The organism is Pseudomonas sp. 43mfcvi1.1 (assembly GCF_900115935.1).
Classification (GTDB): domain Bacteria; phylum Pseudomonadota; class Gammaproteobacteria; order Pseudomonadales; family Pseudomonadaceae; genus Aquipseudomonas; species Aquipseudomonas bijieensis.
Genome location: NZ_UETT01000006.1, coordinates 126,370 through 143,126 on the forward strand (window position 1 = coordinate 126,370; position 16,757 = coordinate 143,126).

Here is a 16,757-nt window from a genome sequence, read left to right on the forward strand (position 1 = left end):
TGAAAAAGGTCAGCGGGTCAGAACCACATGCGCAGGCCCAGTACCAGGCGTGCCTCGCTGCGGTCTTCGCCTTCTTCCCGGGCGTAATCGGCGGTGTTGCCGTAGACGCGGTTCCAGGTGACGCCAATGTAGGGCGCGAATTCGCGGCGTATTTCATAACGCAGCCGCACGCCGAGTTCGCTGTCTGACAACCCTGAGCCGATGCCTCGGGCGGGATCGTTCTTGCCATAGAAGTTGACCTCGGCGGTGGGCTGAAGGATCAACCGATTGGTCAGCAAGATGTCGTAGTCGCCTTCCAGGCGCGCCGCGCTCTGGCCGCCTTCACCGATGAACGCGGTGGCCTCGGCTTCGAAGTTGTACAGCGCCATGCCTTGCACGCCCAGGGCGGCCCAGGTTTGCGGATCGCCTGGCTTGAAGTCCTGGCGCACGCCGGCCACCACGTCCCACCAGGGACTGATGGCGTGGCCCCACAAGGCCTGGAGTTCGGCTTCTTCAGTCTTGCCGTTGAGGCGTTCGCCTTCGGAACGCAGCCACAGACGGTCGATGTCACCGCCGATCCAGCCCGAGGCATCCCAACTCAGGGCGCTGCCATCGTCGGCGTCCTGCCACTCCAGTTGGTCGATGAGAAAGAACGAGTTGATGGCGCTGTCATGTACCGCGTGTCCACCGTGATCCTCGTAGACGGCGGCGCGGTCGGCGGCGGTCAGTTCCGGGATCGGCGTGCGACTGGTGGCAGGTGCCGATTGCATGGACTCCATGCCCTGCATCGAGTCCATGCCTTGCATCTGGCTATGGTCCATTCCCGGCATCTGGCTGTGATCCATGCCCGGCATGTCGTTGCTCGCGGCCCAGGCCGAGATGCTGCTGCCGAGGGCAAGGACGGCCATGGGCAGGATGGGGTACTTCACAATCATGGTCATGGTCGCTTCCTCATTCCTGCACCCGAACTTCACGAAACATCCCCATCTCCATGTGAAACAGCAGATGGCAGTGATACGCCCAGCGCCCGAGGGCATCGGCGGTGACCCGGTAGCTGCGCCGGGAGCCCGGTGGCACGTCGATGGTGTGCTTGCGGACCATGAACTGGCCGTTCTCATCCTCCAGGTCGCTCCACATGCCGTGCAGGTGGATGGGGTGGGTCATCATGGTGTCGTTGATCAACACGATGCGCAGTCGTTCGCCGTACTTGAGCAGCAGCGGTGCGGCGTCGGCAAACTTCACGCCGTTGAACGACCAGACGAATTTCTCCATGTGCCCGGTCAGGTGCAGCTCGATCGTGCGGCCAGGCTCGCGGCCGTCGGGGTCGGGAAAAGTGCTGCGCAGGTCTGAGTAGGTCAGCACTTTGCGGCCGTTGTTGCGCAGCCCCATGCCCGGGTCGTCGAGCTTGGGCTTGACGCTCATGGCCTGCATGTCCACCAGGGGGTTGTCTTTCTCGGTGTCGGGGTGCGAGAGCATGCCGTCCATGCCCTGCATGGCACCGTGATCCATACCGGCCATGTCACCCATACCCTGCATCTGGCTGTGATCCATGCCTTGCATCGGGCTGTCGTCCATCCCCGCCATGCCCTGCATCGATCCATGGTCCATGCCACTCATTTGCCCCATGCTGCCGTGGTCCATGCCTCCCATGCCCATGTCGTCCATGGTCACCAATGGCCGCGGGTCCAGTGGCGGCACTGGCGCTGACAGCCCGGCCCTGGCCGCGAGGGTGCCACGGGCGTACCCGGTGCGGTCCATGGACTGGGCGAACAGGGTGTAGGCCTCTTGGGTCGGTTCGATGATGACGTCATAGGTCTCGGCCACGGCGATCCGGAACTCATCGACGCTCACCGGTTTGACGTATTGGCCGTCAGACGCCACCACCGTCATCTTCAAGCCGGGAATGCGCACATCGAAATAGCTCATGGACGAGCCGTTGATAAAGCGCAGGCGAAGACGTTCGCCTGGCTTGAACAGGCCGGTCCAGTTCATGTCCGGCGCCTGTCCGTTCATGAGGTAGGTGTAGGTGGCGCCGCTGACGTCGGCCAGGTCAGTGGGATTCATCTTCATCTCGGCCCACATCTTGCGATCGGCCACGGTGCTGGCCCAGCCGTTCTTGCCCACATCGTCTATGAAGTCGCCGACGGTGCGCTTGTTGTAGTTGTAGTAGTCCGACTGTTTCTTGAGCTTGCGAAGGATGTCGCCGGGCTCTTCATCGGTCCAGTCGGTGAGCATCACGACGTAATCGCGTTCGTACTGGAAAGGCTCGGGTTCCCTGGCGTCAATCACCAGCGGGCCGTAGACCCCGGACTGTTCCTGGAAACCGGAATGGCTGTGGTACCAGTAGGTGCCGTTCTGTCGGACCTTGAACTGATACACGTACATGCCGTCGGGTTCGATGCCTTTGAAGCTCAGTCCCGGAACGCCATCCATGTTGGCCGGCAGCAAAATACCGTGCCAGTGGATGGAGGTGGTGTCCTTCAAGCGGTTGCGCACCCGCAGGGTCACGGTGTCGCCTTCACGCCAGCGCAGCAGGGGGCCGGGGATGCCGCCGTTGATGGTCTGGGCGGTGCGTGGGCTACCGGTGAAGTTGACCGGGCTTTCGCCGATGAACAGGTCGAATTCGGTGCCTGTCAGCACGTTGGGCTGGCCGGGGCTGGTGACTGCCCAGACGGGCGCGCGCCATAACCCCAGGCCACCCAGGATGCCGCCGGCGGTCAGGCCTTTGACGAAGGTTCGCCGGGAAGTTTTTGTTTGCATCGATGGAAGTCCGTCAGTCGATTCGCAGCGAGCACAGGAACAGTTCCCTGTGCAGGTTTGAAAAGAAGATGACATAAGCCAGCGCGACAAGTGATTACATTTCAGTCAGCTTGGCAGAGGCAGAAGTCAGCCATTGCCTTGGTGAATACAAAACTTGTGGCGAGGGGATTTATCCCCGTCGGGCTGCGAAGCAGCCCCGGAAAAAGGTGAATGCAACTGCCCTGATACAGCGCGCTGATTGGGTTTAGGACCGCTTCGCGGCCCAGCGGGGATAAATCCCCTCGCCACAGATTTTGTGTTCGACCTTATAGCCTTGATGCGTCTGCCAGGACGCAGGTCAGAATGATCTTTTGCAACGGCGGGATATTCTGTAGCCTTGCCGGCTTCACGCTGTCCCGTGCCTGATTGATACCCACTTTCCCGGCGGTACCCGAGTGGTCCGGAGCCGGGTGTATACTCGACTTTCGCGCTAAACGCGCTTGCAGGTCTTGCGAACATGACGCAAATTTCCGAACGCCTTCTGGTCCAGGCCCATCTCGACGCCAAGCAGCCCAAGCCGCTGAGCGCCGAGCAAGAGGCCTGGTACCGCGCCGCCATCGCTGCCGAGCTCAAGGCTCAGGACGCAGTGCTGGTCGCGCACTTCTATTGCGACCCGGTCATCCAGGCCCTGGCCGAAGAGACCGGTGGTTGTGTGTCCGACTCCCTGGAAATGGCCCGCTTCGGCAATGCTCACCCGGCCAAGACCGTGGTGGTGGCGGGGGTCAAGTTCATGGGCGAGACCGCCAAGATCCTCAACCCCGAAAAACGTGTGCTGATGCCGACCCTGGAAGCCACCTGCTCCCTGGACCTGGGCTGCCCGGTGGACGAGTTCTCGGCGTTCTGCGACCAGCATCCGGAGCGCACCGTGGTGGTGTATGCCAATACCTCGGCGGCAGTCAAAGCCCGGGCCGACTGGGTAGTGACCTCCAGTTGTGCGCTGGAAATCGTCGAGAGCCTGATGGACAACGGCGAAACCATCATCTGGGGCCCGGACAAGCATCTGGGGACTTACATCCAGCGCAAGACCGGTGCCGACATGCTGCTCTGGGACGGTGCCTGTATCGTCCACGAAGAGTTCAAGTCCAAGCAGTTGGAGGACATGAAGGCGCTGTACCCGGATGCCGCGATCCTGGTGCACCCGGAGTCGCCGACATCGGTGATTGAACTGGCCGATGCCGTGGGCTCCACCAGCCAGTTGATCGCCGCGGCCCAGACTCTGCCGAACAAGACGCTGATCGTCGCCACCGACCGGGGTATCTTCTACAAGATGCAGCAGCTGTGCCCGGACAAGGTCTTCATCGAGGCTCCTACCGCTGGCAACGGCGCGGCGTGCCGCAGTTGCGCACACTGCCCGTGGATGGCGATGAACACCCTGGAGCGCACGCTCAAGAGCCTGCAGGAAGGCGCCAATGAGATATTCGTCGACCCGGCTTTGATTCCCCAGGCCATTCGCCCGCTCAAGCGCATGCTGGACTTTACCCAGGCGGCGCGGATGAAGCTGGCGGGGAATGCTTGAGGCTGAATAAGATTTTCAGTCGCGTAGGGCTTTCTGTGGCGAGGGGATTTATCCCCGCTGGGCTGCGAAGCGGCCCTAAAACCTGACACCGCGGAGTGTCAGAATGAACAAATGGGGCCGCTACGCGCCCCAACGGGGATAAATCCCCTCGCCACAATGTAATCCGCTTACCTGCTTTGGCGGTATCACTTGGTCTTCTTGGGAATCCGCACCAACTGCGTTTCCGAGTAGATGTCATGCCAGCTGCGTTTGCGCTTGTCGAACAGCGCCCAGATGAAGCCCAGCCCCACCAGCAGCAACGACGCAATCGACACCACGAACCGCAACAGCGCCTGCCACAGGCTGATGGCTGTGCCATCGGCGTTCTGTACACGGATGCACCACACCTGCATGCCCAGGGTCTGGCCGTTGTGGGTCCAGAACTTGGCGAAAAAACCGAACAACACGAACAGCAGCACAGTGGACAGCAGCGGGTCACCGTCCAGTGCCCCGGCTTCGGTCAGGGCGCGCATTTTTTCTTCGCCGATGATCGCCATCTGGATCATCTTGTAGGCGCCGCTGGTGACGATCAGCAGCGCCGTGCACAGCAGGAAGTCATAAAACATCGCAGCCAGGCGACGACCCAGGCCGGCGGGAGGAAAGTCCCCCTGGGGAGTGAGCAGGTGTTTCGGCATGACGGCCTCGGACAGAAAAAGAAGCCATTTTACGGATTTACGCCCATAAAAAAGCCCCTGATATCAATCAGGGGCTTTTTCGTGTGGGAAAGCTTCAGGCTTCGGCGATAACTTCGTCAGCCTGCATGCCTTTCTGGCCTTGGACGGCAACGAAAGTGACCTTCTGGCCTTCTTTCAGGCTCTTGAAGCCGTTGCCCTGGATGGCGCGGAAATGCACGAACAGATCCGGACCGCTTTCAGGCGTGATAAAACCAAAACCCTTCTCGTCGTTGAACCACTTGACGGTACCGCTCTGACGTTGAGACATTTTCTTATTTCCTTTGACGCTAAAATTGATGACAGCCTCTTTCGCATGAAAGAGTACTGGGGCTGGGTTGCAGGAAAGTAAGAGACGTCGAACGGGATGTAGCGAACTTCATAAGCTACTGCCCAGGTCACGATTCCAAGCGACCCATGCAAACACAGTGACCAAACTCTACGCCAACTACGAATGAAAAAACAACCCCCCGGGGAAGCCCGTATTTACTCAGCTTGCAGGCATTTACATGCCCCGTCGGGGGCGCTTATTCGATAGGCTAGTTCAATTGTTTGCCGCCGTTATAAGCGCTGTTGAGTGCCTAAAAGATATGCACCTTTTTATGGCGGTTGCGTTACACATTAGTGCACGTATAACGCAATCGCGTTACTTATAGAAACAGTCAATCAACCGCGGTAGTAGCGTTGTGGAACAAATGGCATTTTGCTTACAAGCAAAGGCACTTTTTTCCCACGCACGATGGCCCAGACTGGCGTATCCAGTGCGACATAGGCGCTGTCCAGGTAACCCATTGCCAACGGCCCGCCCAGGGTCGGGCCGAAACCGCCGCTGCACACCGTACCGATAATCTCGCCCGTCTCGTTGACGATCTCTGCACCTTCGCGCACGGGTGTGCGTTCCTGGGGCAGCAGGCCCACGCGTTTGCGCTTCACGCCGCCCTGTTGTTGGGCGAACACGGTTTCAGCCCCGGGGAAACCACCGGCCCGGGCGCCATCGGCGCGGCGGACCTTGGAGATCGCCCACAGCAGGCTGGCTTCGACCGGCGTCGTCTCGGTGTTCATGTCATGGCCATAAAGACACAGGCCGGCTTCCAGTCGCAGGGAGTCGCGGGCGCCGAGGCCGATGGCCGCGACTTCCGGTTCGGCCAGCAGGGCGCGGGCTAGTTTTTCCGCGTCGGTGGCGGGTACCGAGATTTCGAAACCGTCTTCACCGGTGTAGCCAGAACGACTGACGAAGCAATCCACGCCCAGCAGTGTGACGCGCTGGAACTGCATGAAGGTCATTTTCGCCACCTCAGGTGCCAGGCGGGCGAGCACGGTGACGGCTGCCGGGCCTTGCAGGGCGAGCAGGGCCCGGGCTTCGAACAGCGGCTCGATGTCGCACTGCGCACCAATGTGGGCCCGCAGGTGGGCCAGGTCCTGGTCCTTGCAGGCGGCGTTGACCACCAGGAACAGTTCGTCGTTGCCCAGGTTGGCGACCATCAGGTCGTCGAGGATGCCGCCGTTGTCGTTGGTGAACATGGCGTAGCGCTGCATGCCCACCGGCAGGTCGATGATGTCCACCGGCACCAGGGTTTCCAGGGCCTTGGCGGCACCTGCGCCAGTGAGGCGGATCTGGCCCATGTGGGACACGTCGAACAGCCCGGCCTGATCGCGAGTGTGCTGGTGTTCCTTCATCACGCCCAGTGGGTATTGCACCGGCATGTCGTACCCGGCGAACGGCACCATGCGGGCGCCGAGTTCGAGGTGCAGCGCATGCAGCGGGGTTTTCAGCAGTTGTTCGGTGGACATATCAGCTCCTGGAAAAATGTAGAGGGCAGGCAAGTGCGCGTCAGCATTCGATGATGTTGACCGCCAGACCGCCGCGGGCGGTCTCCTTGTATTTGCTTTTCATGTCGGCGCCCGTCTGGCGCATGGTGCGGATGACTTTGTCGAGGGAGACGAAGTGATGCCCATCGCCGCGCATGGCCATGCGCACCGCGTTGATGGCTTTCACCGAGCCCATGGCGTTGCGTTCGATGCACGGCACCTGCACCAGGCCGCCGATCGGGTCGCAGGTCAGGCCGAGGTTGTGTTCCATGCCGATCTCGGCGGCGTTTTCCACTTGCTGCACGCTGCCACCGAGCACTTCGCACAGGGCTCCGGCGGCCATGGAGCAGGCCACGCCGACTTCACCCTGGCAGCCGACTTCGGCACCGGAGATGGAGGCGTTTTCCTTGTACAGGATGCCGATGGCGGCGGCGGTCAGCAGGAACCGCACCACGCCATCTTCGCTGGCACCAGGGATAAAGCGCATGTAGTAATGCAGCACTGCCGGGATGATGCCTGCCGCCCCATTGGTAGGGGCGGTGACAACGCGCCCGCCATAGGCGTTTTCTTCGTTGACTGCCAAGGCGTACAGGTTGACCCAGTCCAGTACCGACAGCGGGTCGCGCAGGGCGGCTTCGGGGTTCTTGCACAATTGGCGATGCAGCGCCGCGGCCCGGCGCTTGACCTTCAGCCCGCCCGGCAGAATCCCTTCGTTGCGACAGCCCGCCGCCACGCAATCTTGCATGACCTGCCAGATCTTCAGCAGGCCGGCGCGGGTTTCGGCTTCGGGGCGCCAGGCGCTTTCGTTGGTCAGCATCACCTGGCTGATGGACAAGCCATAGGTGGTGCAATGGCCCAGCAGGTCCTTGGCGCTCTTGAACGGGAAGGTCAGGGGCGTGGCGTCTTCGACGATACGGTCGGCGCCGGCCGCGCCTTCGTCGACGACAAAACCGCCACCCACCGAGTAGTACTCGCGGCTGCGCACTTGCAGGCCTGCGGCATCGAAGGCGCGGAAGATCATGCCATTGGGGTGAAAGGCCAGCGGCTTGCGGATCATCGCCAGGTGCAGTTTTTCATTGAATTCGATGGAGTGCTCGCCGAGCAGGTTCAGCCGACCGCTGCTGCGAATCGCTTGCAGGCGACTGTCGACGGTCTCGGTGTCCACGGTATCGGGGTGTTCACCTTCCAGGCCCAGCAGCACGGCCTTGTCACTGCCGTGACCCTTGCCGGTGGCGCCGAGCGAGCCGTAGAGCTCGACTTTGACGCTGGTGGTGACATTGAGCAGGTCATCACGACGCAACCCTTCGGCGAAACGGGCGGCGGCACGCATCGGGCCGACCGTATGGGAGCTGGAAGGGCCGATGCCGATCTTGAACAGGTCGAACACGCTTAACGACATGGTGTTTCTCCGGTTTCTTTTTATGGGGATCGACGGTTTAAGGTCTGACATGGATCCTGTGGGAGCGAGCCTGCTCGCGATAGCGGATTGTCAGGCAACATCTATTGGCTGTTACGCCGCTATCGCGAGCAGGCTCGCTCCCACAGGAGATTTGGAGGGCTGGTAGATCGCCCTCCATTCAGGTCAAGCGTAGCTTTCGATCGACGGGCAGGCGCAGACCAGGTTGCGGTCGCCGAACACGTTGTCGACCCGGCCCACCGGCGGCCAGTATTTGCCATCGACCAACGACGCCACCGGGTACACCGCCTGTTCGCGGGTGTAAGGGTGGGTCCACTCGCCGACGATTTCCGCTGCAGTGTGCGGGGCGTTTTTCAGCGGGTTGTCGTCTTTGTCCAGGCTGCCGTTTTCCACCGCGCGGATTTCTTCGCGGATGCAGATCATGGCCTCGCAGAAGCGGTCCAGTTCTTCCTTGGATTCGCTTTCGGTCGGCTCGATCATCAGCGTGCCGGCCACCGGGAACGACATGGTCGGGGCGTGGAAACCGAAGTCGATCAGGCGCTTGGCCACGTCATCGACGCTGATACCGCTGCTGTCCTTGAGCGGGCGCAGGTCGAGGATGCATTCGTGGGCGACCAGGCCGTTGCTGCCGGAGTAGAGCACCGGGTAATGCTCTTCCAGGCGTCGGGCGATGTAGTTGGCGTTGAGGATCGCCAGTTGCGAGGCGCGCTTGAGGCCCGCGCCGCCCATCATGCGGATGTACATCCAGGTGATCGGCAGGATGCTCGCGCTGCCGAACGGCGCCGCGCACACCGCGCCTTCCTTGCGCTCCATGTTGGCATGGCCCGGCAGGAACGGTGCCAGGTGCGATTTGACGCCAATCGGGCCAACGCCCGGGCCGCCACCGCCATGGGGGATGCAGAAGGTCTTGTGCAGGTTCAGGTGCGACACGTCGCCGCCGAACTTGCCCGGGGCGCAGAGGCCGACCATGGCGTTCATGTTGGCACCGTCGATGTACACCTGGCCGCCGTTGTCATGGATGATGCCGCAGATTTCGCGGATGCCTTCTTCGAACACACCGTGGGTGGACGGGTAGGTGATCATCAGCGCCGCGAGGTGTTCGCGGTGCTCGATTGCCTTGGCCCGCAGGTCTTCGATGTCGACGTTGCCGCGGGCATCGCAGGCGGTCACGACCACGCGCATGCCGGCCATGTTGGCGGTGGCCGGGTTGGTGCCGTGGGCCGAGGACGGGATCAGGCAGATGTCGCGACGTTCTTCGCCACGGCTCTGGTGATAGGCGCGGATCGCCAGCAAACCGGCGTATTCGCCCTGGGAACCAGCGTTGGGCTGCAGCGACACCGCGTCATAGCCGGTGGCGGCGCAGAGCATGGCTTCCAGCTCGTCGGTCAGTTGCTGGTAGCCGGCGCTTTGCTCGGCTGGAGCGAACGGGTGCAGGGCGCCGAACTCGGCCCAGGTCACCGGGATCATTTCGCTGGCGGCGTTGAGTTTCATGGTGCAGGAACCCAGCGGGATCATGGTGCGATCCAGGGCCAGGTCCTTGTCGGCGAGCTTGCGCAGGTAGCGCATCAGCTCGGTTTCGGAGTGGTAGCGATTGAACACCGGGTGGCTGAGGATCGCCGACTGGCGCACCAGCTCGGCCGGGATACGGCTTTGCACGGTGGTGGCCAAGGCGGCGAAGTCCGGCAGGGCCTTGCCGTCGGCCAACAGGTTCCACAGCGTTTCGACGTCAGCCTGGCTGGTGGTCTCGTCCAGGGACAGGCCCAGGCGTTGTGCGTCCACCACGCGCAGGTTGATGCGCTGGGCGCGGGCCTTGTCGTGCAGGGCGGCGGTTTGCGCGCCAGTGTGCAAGGTCAGGGTGTCGAAGAAGCTTTCTTGCTCGACGCTCAGCCCCAGCGCGCCCAGGCCCTTGGCGAGGATCGCGGTCAGGTGATGGATGCGGTTGGCAATTTGCACCAGGCCCTTGGGCCCGTGGTACACGGCGTACATGCTGGCGATGTTGGCCAGCAGCACCTGGGCGGTGCAGATGTTGCTCGTGGCTTTCTCGCGGCGGATGTGTTGCTCGCGGGTCTGCATCGCCAGGCGCAGGGCCGGCTTGCCGAAACGGTCCACGGAAACACCGACCAGACGGCCCGGCATGTCGCGCTTGAAGGCGTCCTTGGTGGAGAAATACGCCGCGTGCGGGCCACCGAAGCCCAGTGGTACGCCGAAGCGCTGGGCGCTGCCGATGGCGACGTCGGCACCGAACTCACCGGGTGGGGTCAACAGGGTCAGGGCTAGCAGGTCAGCGGCAACGGCCACCAGGGCGTTGGCGGCGTGGAAGCGCTCGGTCAGTTCGCGGTAGTCGAACAGGTCGCCGTTACTGGCCGGGTACTGCAACAGTGCGCCGAAGAAACCGCTGACATCGCTCAGTTCGCGCTCATCGCCCACCACCACGTCGATGCCCAGGGGCTCGGCACGGGTGCGCAGCACGTCGAGGGTTTGCGGGTGGCTGTGTACGGAGGCGAAGAAGGCGTTGCTGCCCTTGTTCTTGCTCAGGCGCTTGCAGAAGGTCATGGCTTCGGCGGCGGCGGTGGCTTCGTCGAGCAAGGAAGCGTTGGCGATCGGCAGGCCAGTGAGGTCGCTGATCAGGGTCTGGAAGTTCAGCAGCGCTTCGAGACGGCCCTGGGAGATTTCCGGCTGATACGGCGTGTAGGCGGTGTACCAGGCCGGGTTTTCCAGCAGGTTGCGCAGGATCGGTGCCGGCGTGTGGCAGTTGTAGTAGCCCTGGCCGATGTAGGTCTTGAACAGTTGGTTCTTGGCGGCAATGGCTTTGATCGAGGCCAGTGCATCGGCTTCACTCTGGCCGTCGCCCATGTCCAGTACGCTGGTGCCCTTGATGCTTTCCGGGATGACGCTGGCGCTCAGGGCTTCCAGGGAGTCGTAGCCCAGGCGCTCGAGCATGGCTTGCTCGTCGCTGGCACGCGGGCCGATGTGGCGGGCGATGAATTCGTTGGCGGTGCCGAGATTAACGGTCATGTTGCGCTCCTCAGGCTTCGGCGTTGGCTTTGATCAGACGGTCGTAGGCGTCCTGGTCCAGCAGTTGGCCAACTTGAGCGGGGTCGGCGGGCTTGAAGCGGAAAAACCAGCCTTCGCCCAGCGGATCTTCGTTGACCAGTTCCGGATTGCTTTCAAGGGCCGGGTTCACTTCGAGCACTTCACCGTCCAATGGCATGTAGACGCCGCTGGCCGCTTTCACCGATTCCACGGTGGAGGCTTCGGCACCCTTGTCGTAGCTTTGCAGTTCCGGTAACTGAACATAGACCACATCGCCCAAGGCGTTCTGCGCAAACGTGGTAATACCGACGGTAACGCTGCCGTCGGCTTCGGTGCGCAGCCATTCGTGATCTTCAGTGAAACGCAACTCGCTCATGGAAACTCCTGGGGCCAGATTCGTCTGGTGGACGCGAAGAAGGCACGGGACTTGGCCCGGCCGAATGGCAATACCCATAGCAAGAATGCGGCCAATGTTGATAATGGCTTATAGATCAATGAGTTGAGTCGTTTCGTTGAGGCCCGGATCGACTTGACTGTAGCGAAATCGCTACAGCTGAGCGCCTGGAAAAAATCGTTGTGGGATCAAAGCCTTAGTTTGCGCTGTTTGGCAGCGGCTGTAGCGATATCGTTCCGCTGTAGCGCTTTCAGTACAGGTGGAGGTCGTTTTTGGCTCGGTTTCAAATATGCCGCTGGCCAAATGTGGGAGGGTGGGCTTATGGCTTGTTGGAAATGCCGTACTTGCGCAGCCGATGGGCAATCGCAGTGTGGGAGGTTTGCAGGCGGCTGGCGAGTTGGCGGGTGGAGGGGTAGTTGACGTAGAGGCTTTCGAGCAGGTGCTTCTCGAAGCTTTTCACGGCCTGCTCCAGGCTTTCGACTTCCACATCGCCCTGGCGCGCCACGGAGGTGCCGGCAATGTCCAGGTCGCCGATATCCACCAGGCTGCTTTCGCAGATGGCGGCGGCGCGGAAGATCACGTTCTGCAATTGCCGCACGTTACCCGGCCAGCGGTTGCCCAGCAGCGCCGGGTAAGTGCCTGGGGCCAGGCGGCAGACCGGGCGCTGGATCTGCGCGCAGGCCTGTTGCATGAAGTAACGCGCCAGCAGCAGGATGTCCTGGCCGCGTTCACGCAGCGGCGGGACTTCGACATTGAGCACGTTCAGCCGATAGAACAAGTCCTCGCGAAACGAGCCTTCGCTGACCATTTTCTCCAGGTTGCGATGGGTGGCGCTGAGGATGCGCACGTTGACCTTGATCTCCCGATCGCCGCCGACCCGACGGAAGCTGCCATCGTTCAGGAAGCGCAGCAGCTTGGCTTGCAGGTACGGCGACATCTCGCCGATTTCATCGAGAAACACCGTGCCCTGGTTCGCCAGCTCCATCAGCCCTGGCTTGCCGCCCCGTTGCGCGCCGGTGAAGGCGCCGGGGGCGTAGCCGAACAGTTCACTTTCGGCCAGGTTCTCCGGCAACGCCGCGCAGTTCAGGGCCAGGAACGGCGCGCTGTGACGGGCGCTGATGGCGTGGCAGGCCCGGGCCACCAGTTCCTTGCCAGTGCCGGTTTCGCCCTGGATCAGCAGCGGTGCATCAAGCGCTGCGACCCGCTGGGCCCGGGTCTTGAGGGTGCGGATCGCCGGAGATTCGCCCAACAGCGCGTCGAAGCCCTCGGCGTGGTCGTGGTGCAGCGCCGACAGGCGTTCGCCGATGCGGTTCGGCTGATAAAGCGTCAGCAAAGCGCCAGCGTCGGTGATGGGCGTGGCATCGAGCAGAAAGGTCTGGCCGTTGAGGGTGATTTCCCGCAGTGGCAGGCGGAAACCATTCTCCAGCAGAGCGCCCAAAAGGGTCTCGTCCCCGAACAGCTCGGCGACGCTTTCCCCGGCCGGTTCGCGCCCGTACAGGGCGATCAGCGCCGGGTTGGCCAGCAATATGTTGCCAGCGCTGTCCAGGGCCAGCACCGGGTCGGTCATGGCGGCGAGCAGGGCATCGAGCTGCAAGTGTCGACGTTGTCCGGGCAGGATGTCCACCACGGTGACCGCCTGCACGCCTTGCACGCTGAACAGCGCCTCGCGCAGTTCGTCGAGCACTTGCGGGCTGAGGGTCGGGGCGTCGATGTAGACGTTGGGCGGCACCATCTCCACCGCATCCAGATTGAGATTGCGCCCACCGAGCAGGGCCAGGACTTCCTGGGTGATGCCGACGCGGTCGATGAAACTGACGTGGATACGCATGGGGCGGTTTTGGGTTCTGGACTGCGGAGGGTGGCAAGTATGCCTTGGGGCGGGCTATTGGTGAAATCCTGGCGCAAAGCTTGGGGCCATAACAGATTCCCTGATGTGGGAGCGAGCCTGCTCGCGATAGCGGAGGTTCGGTCACCCTTTTATTGATTGAGACACCGCTATCGCGAGCAGGCTCGCTCCCACAGGGGGGGCATTGTGGCAAATATCGGTTACAACCCAACATCCCACTCCGGCTTCTCGGGAAACTTGAGCACCAAAAAATCCAGCAGGCTACGCAGCGCCGAGGGCATGTGCTTGCGTGACGCATACACCGCGTACATGTTCATCCGACGGGGTTCGGCGTGGGCCAGCAGGCGGATCAGTTCGCCGTTCTTGATGTGGGCGCCGGCCTGATAGCTGGGCAGCATCGCCACGCCGGCACCGGCCATGGTGGCCCGCAGCAGCGTGCTGGCCTCGTTGGCGCTGATGTTGCCCTGCACCGGCACCGAAACCTGCTCGCCGTCCTGCTCGAAATGCCACAGGCTCTTGCCGACGTAGGAGTGGGTCAGGCAGTTGTGCCGACTCAACTCCTCGACCCGCTGCGGTGTCGGGTGGTCGCGCAGGTAACCGGGCGAGGCACAGATCACCGAACGGCAGACCGTGAGGCGGCGGGCGATCAGATTCGGGTCCAGGTCGTTGCTCATGCGGATCGCCAGGTCGATGCGCTCGTCCACCAGGTTCACGGTGCGGTCGAGCATCTGCAGGTCGACGCTCACCCCAGGGTAGCGCTTGACGTATTCGGCCATGGCACTGGCCAGTTGGGCCTGGCCGAACGAGGTGCTGGCACTGATGCGCAGCATGCCTCGTGGCGCGTCGTCCGGGGTGCTGACCGCCGCTTGCATGTCGCCGCACAGTTCCAGCATCTGTCGGCAACGTGGCAGGGTTTCCAGGCCGGCGGCGGTCAGGCTCAGCTTGCGGGTGGTGCGGTGCATCAGCCGGGCGCCGACCCAGTCTTCCAGCTCCGCCAGGTACCGCGATACCACCGGCCGCGACAGGTCCAGGTGGTCAGCGGCCGCCGACTGGCTGCCCAGGTCCACCACCGTGACGAATACCCGCATTGCTTGTAGACGATCCATGATTTGCCCGATTTCAGAAACAAACTATGTTGGATCATCGCATTTTTCGAAATGAACCGGGTCACTAAGCTCCGTCTCATGCCCTTCCGGGCTTTGGACAATGGAGCAAGCATGACCGTATTCACCCCATTCAAGCACCTGCTGCTGGCGACCGCATCGATGGCATTCGCTGCCCACAGCTGGGCGGCCAGCTTGACGCTGGATGTCTACAACCCTGGCGCGGCGGCGATCTTCCCGGTGACCTCGGTAGTGGTCAGCGGTGAGAAAGAAGCGATCCTGGTGGATGCCCAGTTCGGCAAGTCCCAGGCGGCCCAAGTCGTGGAAAAAATTCGCGCCAGTGGTAAACGACTGACCACTATCTACATCAGCCACGGCGATCCAGACTACTATTTTGGTCTGGAAACCCTCACCGCCGCGTTCCCTGAGGCCAAGGTGCTGGCGTCCGCGCCGACCGTCGAGCACATCAAGCAAACCGTCGACGGCAAGCTGAAATATTGGGGGCCGATCCTGAAGGCCGATGCACCGGCCAAGGCTGTCGTGCCACAGGTACTCAAGGGCGACAGCCTCACCCTGGAAGGCCAGCGCTTGCAGATCGTCGGCCTCGATGGCCCGCAGCCGGACCGCAGTTTCGTGTGGATTCCATCGATCAAGGCGGTGGTTGGCGGCGTGGTGGTGGCCGAGAACATTCATGTCTGGATGGCCGACACCCAGACGCCACAGTCCCATAAGGATTGGCTGACGACGCTGGCAGGCATTGAAAAGCTGCAACCGGACACCGTGATCCCGGGCCACTACCTGGGTGAAAGCACCCGTTCCCTCGTCCCGGTGCGCTTCACCGCCGGTTACATCAAGGCCTTCGATGAAGAAACCGCCAAGGCCAAGGATTCCGCTGCGCTGATCGCCGCCCTGAAGCAACGCTACCCGAGCCTGGGTGAGGACAGTTCCCTGGAGCTCAGTGCCAAGGTGGCGAAGGGGGAGATGAAGTGGTGAGACCTAACACCGTTGTGGCGAGGGGATTTATCCCCGCTGGGTTGCGAAGCAGCCCCAAAAAAGGCTGACCGGGCTACATCAGGTCTATCGCATATGACGCATTGGGACTGCTTCGCAGTCCAGCGGGGATAAATCCCCTCGCCACAAGAGCATGTATTTCAAACATCGTTAATCAATGGAGAACATCATGAGCAAAATCGCAATCATCGGCGCCACCGGGCGTGCCGGTAGCCAACTGTTGGAAGAGGCCCTGCGCCGAGGCCACAGCGTGACGGCCATTGCTCGCAATACCGCGAAAATCGGCGAAAGGGCCGGGGTGGTCAGCAAGCAACTGGACGTATTGGACAGCGAGGCGTTGATCGCAGCGATCACCGGGCATGATGTGGTGATCAGTGCCGCTCACTTTGCCAGCGTACCGGCCGACAAGCTCATCGCGCCGGTGAAGGCCGCCGGGGTCAAGCGTTTGCTGGTGGTCGGCGGGGCCGGCTCGTTGCTGCTGCCGGACGGCACTCGTGTGATCGACAGCGATGGCTTCCCGGAGGAATACCTGGCAGAAGCCAGCGCCGGTGCGTTGTTCCTGGATGTACTGCGCCAGGAACAGGATCTGGATTGGACCTTTCTTTCGCCTTCGGCGGAGTTCGTCGAAACCGCACGCACCGGCCAATTCCGCCTCGGCAAGGACCACCTGCTGTTCGACGATGCCGGGCGCAGCTGGATCAGCTTTGCCGACTACGCCATTGCGATGATCGATGAAGTGGAAACGCCACAGTTTTCGCGCACGCGGTTTACTGTCGGTTATTGAGCCACAGGCATCAGCCGTGAACCCGCACCCAAACGGTGACCAGCACCGTCGCCGCCATCAGCCAGGCGACGGCGGCGACGGCCAATGAGGCTTCGAGGCGCATGCGGTCGACCATCACGTACAGCGTTGCGAGATAGACGAAATACGGAATGATCGACCACATGCCGAACACAATGGTGGTCTTCAGGTCGTCCACCGAGCGGCCCTTGCCGACGATGTAGTGGGCGATCAGGGCAAAGGTCGGGAACAGCGGCACCAACCCGGCGATGTAATAGTTCCTGGTCTTGGCCAGCATCGCCAGAATGACCACCACGGCCGCACCCAGCGCCGCCTTGAAAATCAGGTCCACACGTTCA

General features: G+C 62.1%; 14 protein-coding genes. 3 read left to right on the forward strand and 11 right to left on the reverse strand.

The window, feature by feature from the left end; genetic code table 11:
• Positions 1-17 precede the first annotated feature (17 nt).
• Together DTP52_RS13570 and DTP52_RS13575 are read right to left on the reverse strand one after the other, a co-directional pair.
• The gene (locus DTP52_RS13570; RefSeq protein WP_371925592.1) at positions 18-887 is read right to left on the reverse strand and encodes a copper resistance protein B; all 870 of its coding nucleotides are present in this window, start codon (positions 885-887) and stop codon (positions 18-20) included.
• Positions 888-930: 43 nt separating this feature from the next.
• The gene (locus DTP52_RS13575) at positions 931-2,739 is read right to left on the reverse strand and encodes a copper resistance system multicopper oxidase (RefSeq protein ID WP_109753818.1); all 1,809 of its coding nucleotides are present in this window, start codon (positions 2,737-2,739) and stop codon (positions 931-933) included.
• Positions 2,740-3,235: 496 nt separating this feature from the next.
• Here DTP52_RS13575 and nadA point away from each other — a divergent pair, with 496 nt between their 5' ends.
• A complete protein-coding gene (nadA, locus tag DTP52_RS13580; RefSeq protein WP_109753819.1) occupies positions 3,236-4,294 on the forward strand; it encodes a quinolinate synthase NadA in 1,059 nt (352 codons plus the stop codon).
• Positions 4,295-4,479: 185 nt separating this feature from the next.
• On the opposite strand, the gene DTP52_RS13585 is transcribed toward nadA, so the two are convergent.
• The 8 genes from DTP52_RS13585 to DTP52_RS13620 form a co-directional block, all read right to left on the reverse strand.
• On the reverse strand, positions 4,480-4,968 hold the full coding sequence (locus tag DTP52_RS13585; RefSeq protein WP_109753820.1) for an RDD family protein: 489 nt from the start codon (positions 4,966-4,968) through the stop codon (positions 4,480-4,482).
• 94 nt (positions 4,969-5,062) lie between these two features.
• Positions 5,063-5,275 carry a cold-shock protein gene (locus tag DTP52_RS13590; RefSeq protein ID WP_011335634.1) on the reverse strand — a complete coding sequence of 71 codons (213 nt, stop codon included), beginning with the start codon at positions 5,273-5,275 and terminating at the stop codon, positions 5,063-5,065.
• Between the two features lie 395 nt (positions 5,276-5,670).
• Positions 5,671-6,795, reverse strand: coding sequence for a glycine cleavage system aminomethyltransferase GcvT (gcvT, locus tag DTP52_RS13595; RefSeq protein ID WP_109753821.1), 1,125 nt, complete (start codon positions 6,793-6,795; stop codon positions 5,671-5,673).
• 40 nt (positions 6,796-6,835) lie between these two features.
• Positions 6,836-8,212 (reverse strand): L-serine ammonia-lyase, encoded by a 1,377-nt coding sequence (locus DTP52_RS13600; protein WP_109753822.1) that lies wholly within the window; start codon positions 8,210-8,212, stop codon positions 6,836-6,838.
• A gap of 183 nt (positions 8,213-8,395) precedes the next feature.
• Entirely contained in the window at positions 8,396-11,245 is a 2,850-nt protein-coding gene (gene gcvP / locus DTP52_RS13605; RefSeq protein WP_109753823.1) for an aminomethyl-transferring glycine dehydrogenase, read from the reverse strand.
• Between the two features lie 10 nt (positions 11,246-11,255).
• The gene (gene gcvH, locus DTP52_RS13610; protein WP_109753824.1) at positions 11,256-11,639 is read right to left on the reverse strand and encodes a glycine cleavage system protein GcvH; all 384 of its coding nucleotides are present in this window, start codon (positions 11,637-11,639) and stop codon (positions 11,256-11,258) included.
• Between the two features lie 337 nt (positions 11,640-11,976).
• Positions 11,977-13,485, reverse strand: coding sequence for a sigma-54-dependent transcriptional regulator (locus DTP52_RS13615; RefSeq protein ID WP_109753825.1), 1,509 nt, complete (start codon positions 13,483-13,485; stop codon positions 11,977-11,979).
• A 218-nt stretch (positions 13,486-13,703) separates the two neighbouring features.
• Positions 13,704-14,609 carry a LysR family transcriptional regulator gene (locus DTP52_RS13620; protein ID WP_109753826.1) on the reverse strand — a complete coding sequence of 302 codons (906 nt, stop codon included), beginning with the start codon at positions 14,607-14,609 and terminating at the stop codon, positions 13,704-13,706.
• Between the two features lie 111 nt (positions 14,610-14,720).
• Between DTP52_RS13620 and DTP52_RS13625 the strand changes: the two genes are divergently transcribed.
• Complete coding sequence (locus tag DTP52_RS13625; RefSeq protein WP_109753827.1) at positions 14,721-15,599, forward strand: MBL fold metallo-hydrolase; 879 nt, start codon at positions 14,721-14,723, stop codon at positions 15,597-15,599.
• A 187-nt stretch (positions 15,600-15,786) separates the two neighbouring features.
• Positions 15,787-16,401 (forward strand): NAD(P)-dependent oxidoreductase, encoded by a 615-nt coding sequence (locus DTP52_RS13630; protein WP_109753828.1) that lies wholly within the window; start codon positions 15,787-15,789, stop codon positions 16,399-16,401.
• Between the two features lie 10 nt (positions 16,402-16,411).
• On the opposite strand, the gene DTP52_RS13635 is transcribed toward DTP52_RS13630, so the two are convergent.
• On the reverse strand, positions 16,412-16,741 hold the full coding sequence (locus DTP52_RS13635) for a GlpM family protein (RefSeq protein WP_162893920.1): 330 nt from the start codon (positions 16,739-16,741) through the stop codon (positions 16,412-16,414).
• Positions 16,742-16,757 lie beyond the last annotated feature (16 nt).

Excerpts from the sequence above, each read along its gene's own strand:
- DTP52_RS13570 (WP_371925592.1), bottom strand. The coding sequence starts at position 887 with ATGGCCGTCCTTGCCCTCGGCAGCAGCATCTCGGCCTGGGCCGCGAGC.
- DTP52_RS13575 (WP_109753818.1), bottom strand. The coding sequence starts at position 2,739 with ATGCAAACAAAAACTTCCCGGCGAACCTTCGTCAAAGGCCTGACCGCC.
- nadA (WP_109753819.1), top strand. The coding sequence starts at position 3,236 with ATGACGCAAATTTCCGAACGCCTTCTGGTCCAGGCCCATCTCGACGCC.
- DTP52_RS13585 (WP_109753820.1), bottom strand. The coding sequence starts at position 4,968 with ATGCCGAAACACCTGCTCACTCCCCAGGGGGACTTTCCTCCCGCCGGC.
- DTP52_RS13590 (WP_011335634.1), bottom strand. The coding sequence starts at position 5,275 with ATGTCTCAACGTCAGAGCGGTACCGTCAAGTGGTTCAACGACGAGAAG.
- gcvT (WP_109753821.1), bottom strand. The coding sequence starts at position 6,795 with ATGTCCACCGAACAACTGCTGAAAACCCCGCTGCATGCGCTGCACCTC.
- DTP52_RS13600 (WP_109753822.1), bottom strand. The coding sequence starts at position 8,212 with ATGTCGTTAAGCGTGTTCGACCTGTTCAAGATCGGCATCGGCCCTTCC.
- gcvP (WP_109753823.1), bottom strand. The coding sequence starts at position 11,245 with ATGACCGTTAATCTCGGCACCGCCAACGAATTCATCGCCCGCCACATC.
- gcvH (WP_109753824.1), bottom strand. The coding sequence starts at position 11,639 with ATGAGCGAGTTGCGTTTCACTGAAGATCACGAATGGCTGCGCACCGAA.
- DTP52_RS13615 (WP_109753825.1), bottom strand. The coding sequence starts at position 13,485 with ATGCGTATCCACGTCAGTTTCATCGACCGCGTCGGCATCACCCAGGAA.
- DTP52_RS13620 (WP_109753826.1), bottom strand. The coding sequence starts at position 14,609 with ATGGATCGTCTACAAGCAATGCGGGTATTCGTCACGGTGGTGGACCTG.
- DTP52_RS13625 (WP_109753827.1), top strand. The coding sequence starts at position 14,721 with ATGACCGTATTCACCCCATTCAAGCACCTGCTGCTGGCGACCGCATCG.
- DTP52_RS13630 (WP_109753828.1), top strand. The coding sequence starts at position 15,787 with ATGAGCAAAATCGCAATCATCGGCGCCACCGGGCGTGCCGGTAGCCAA.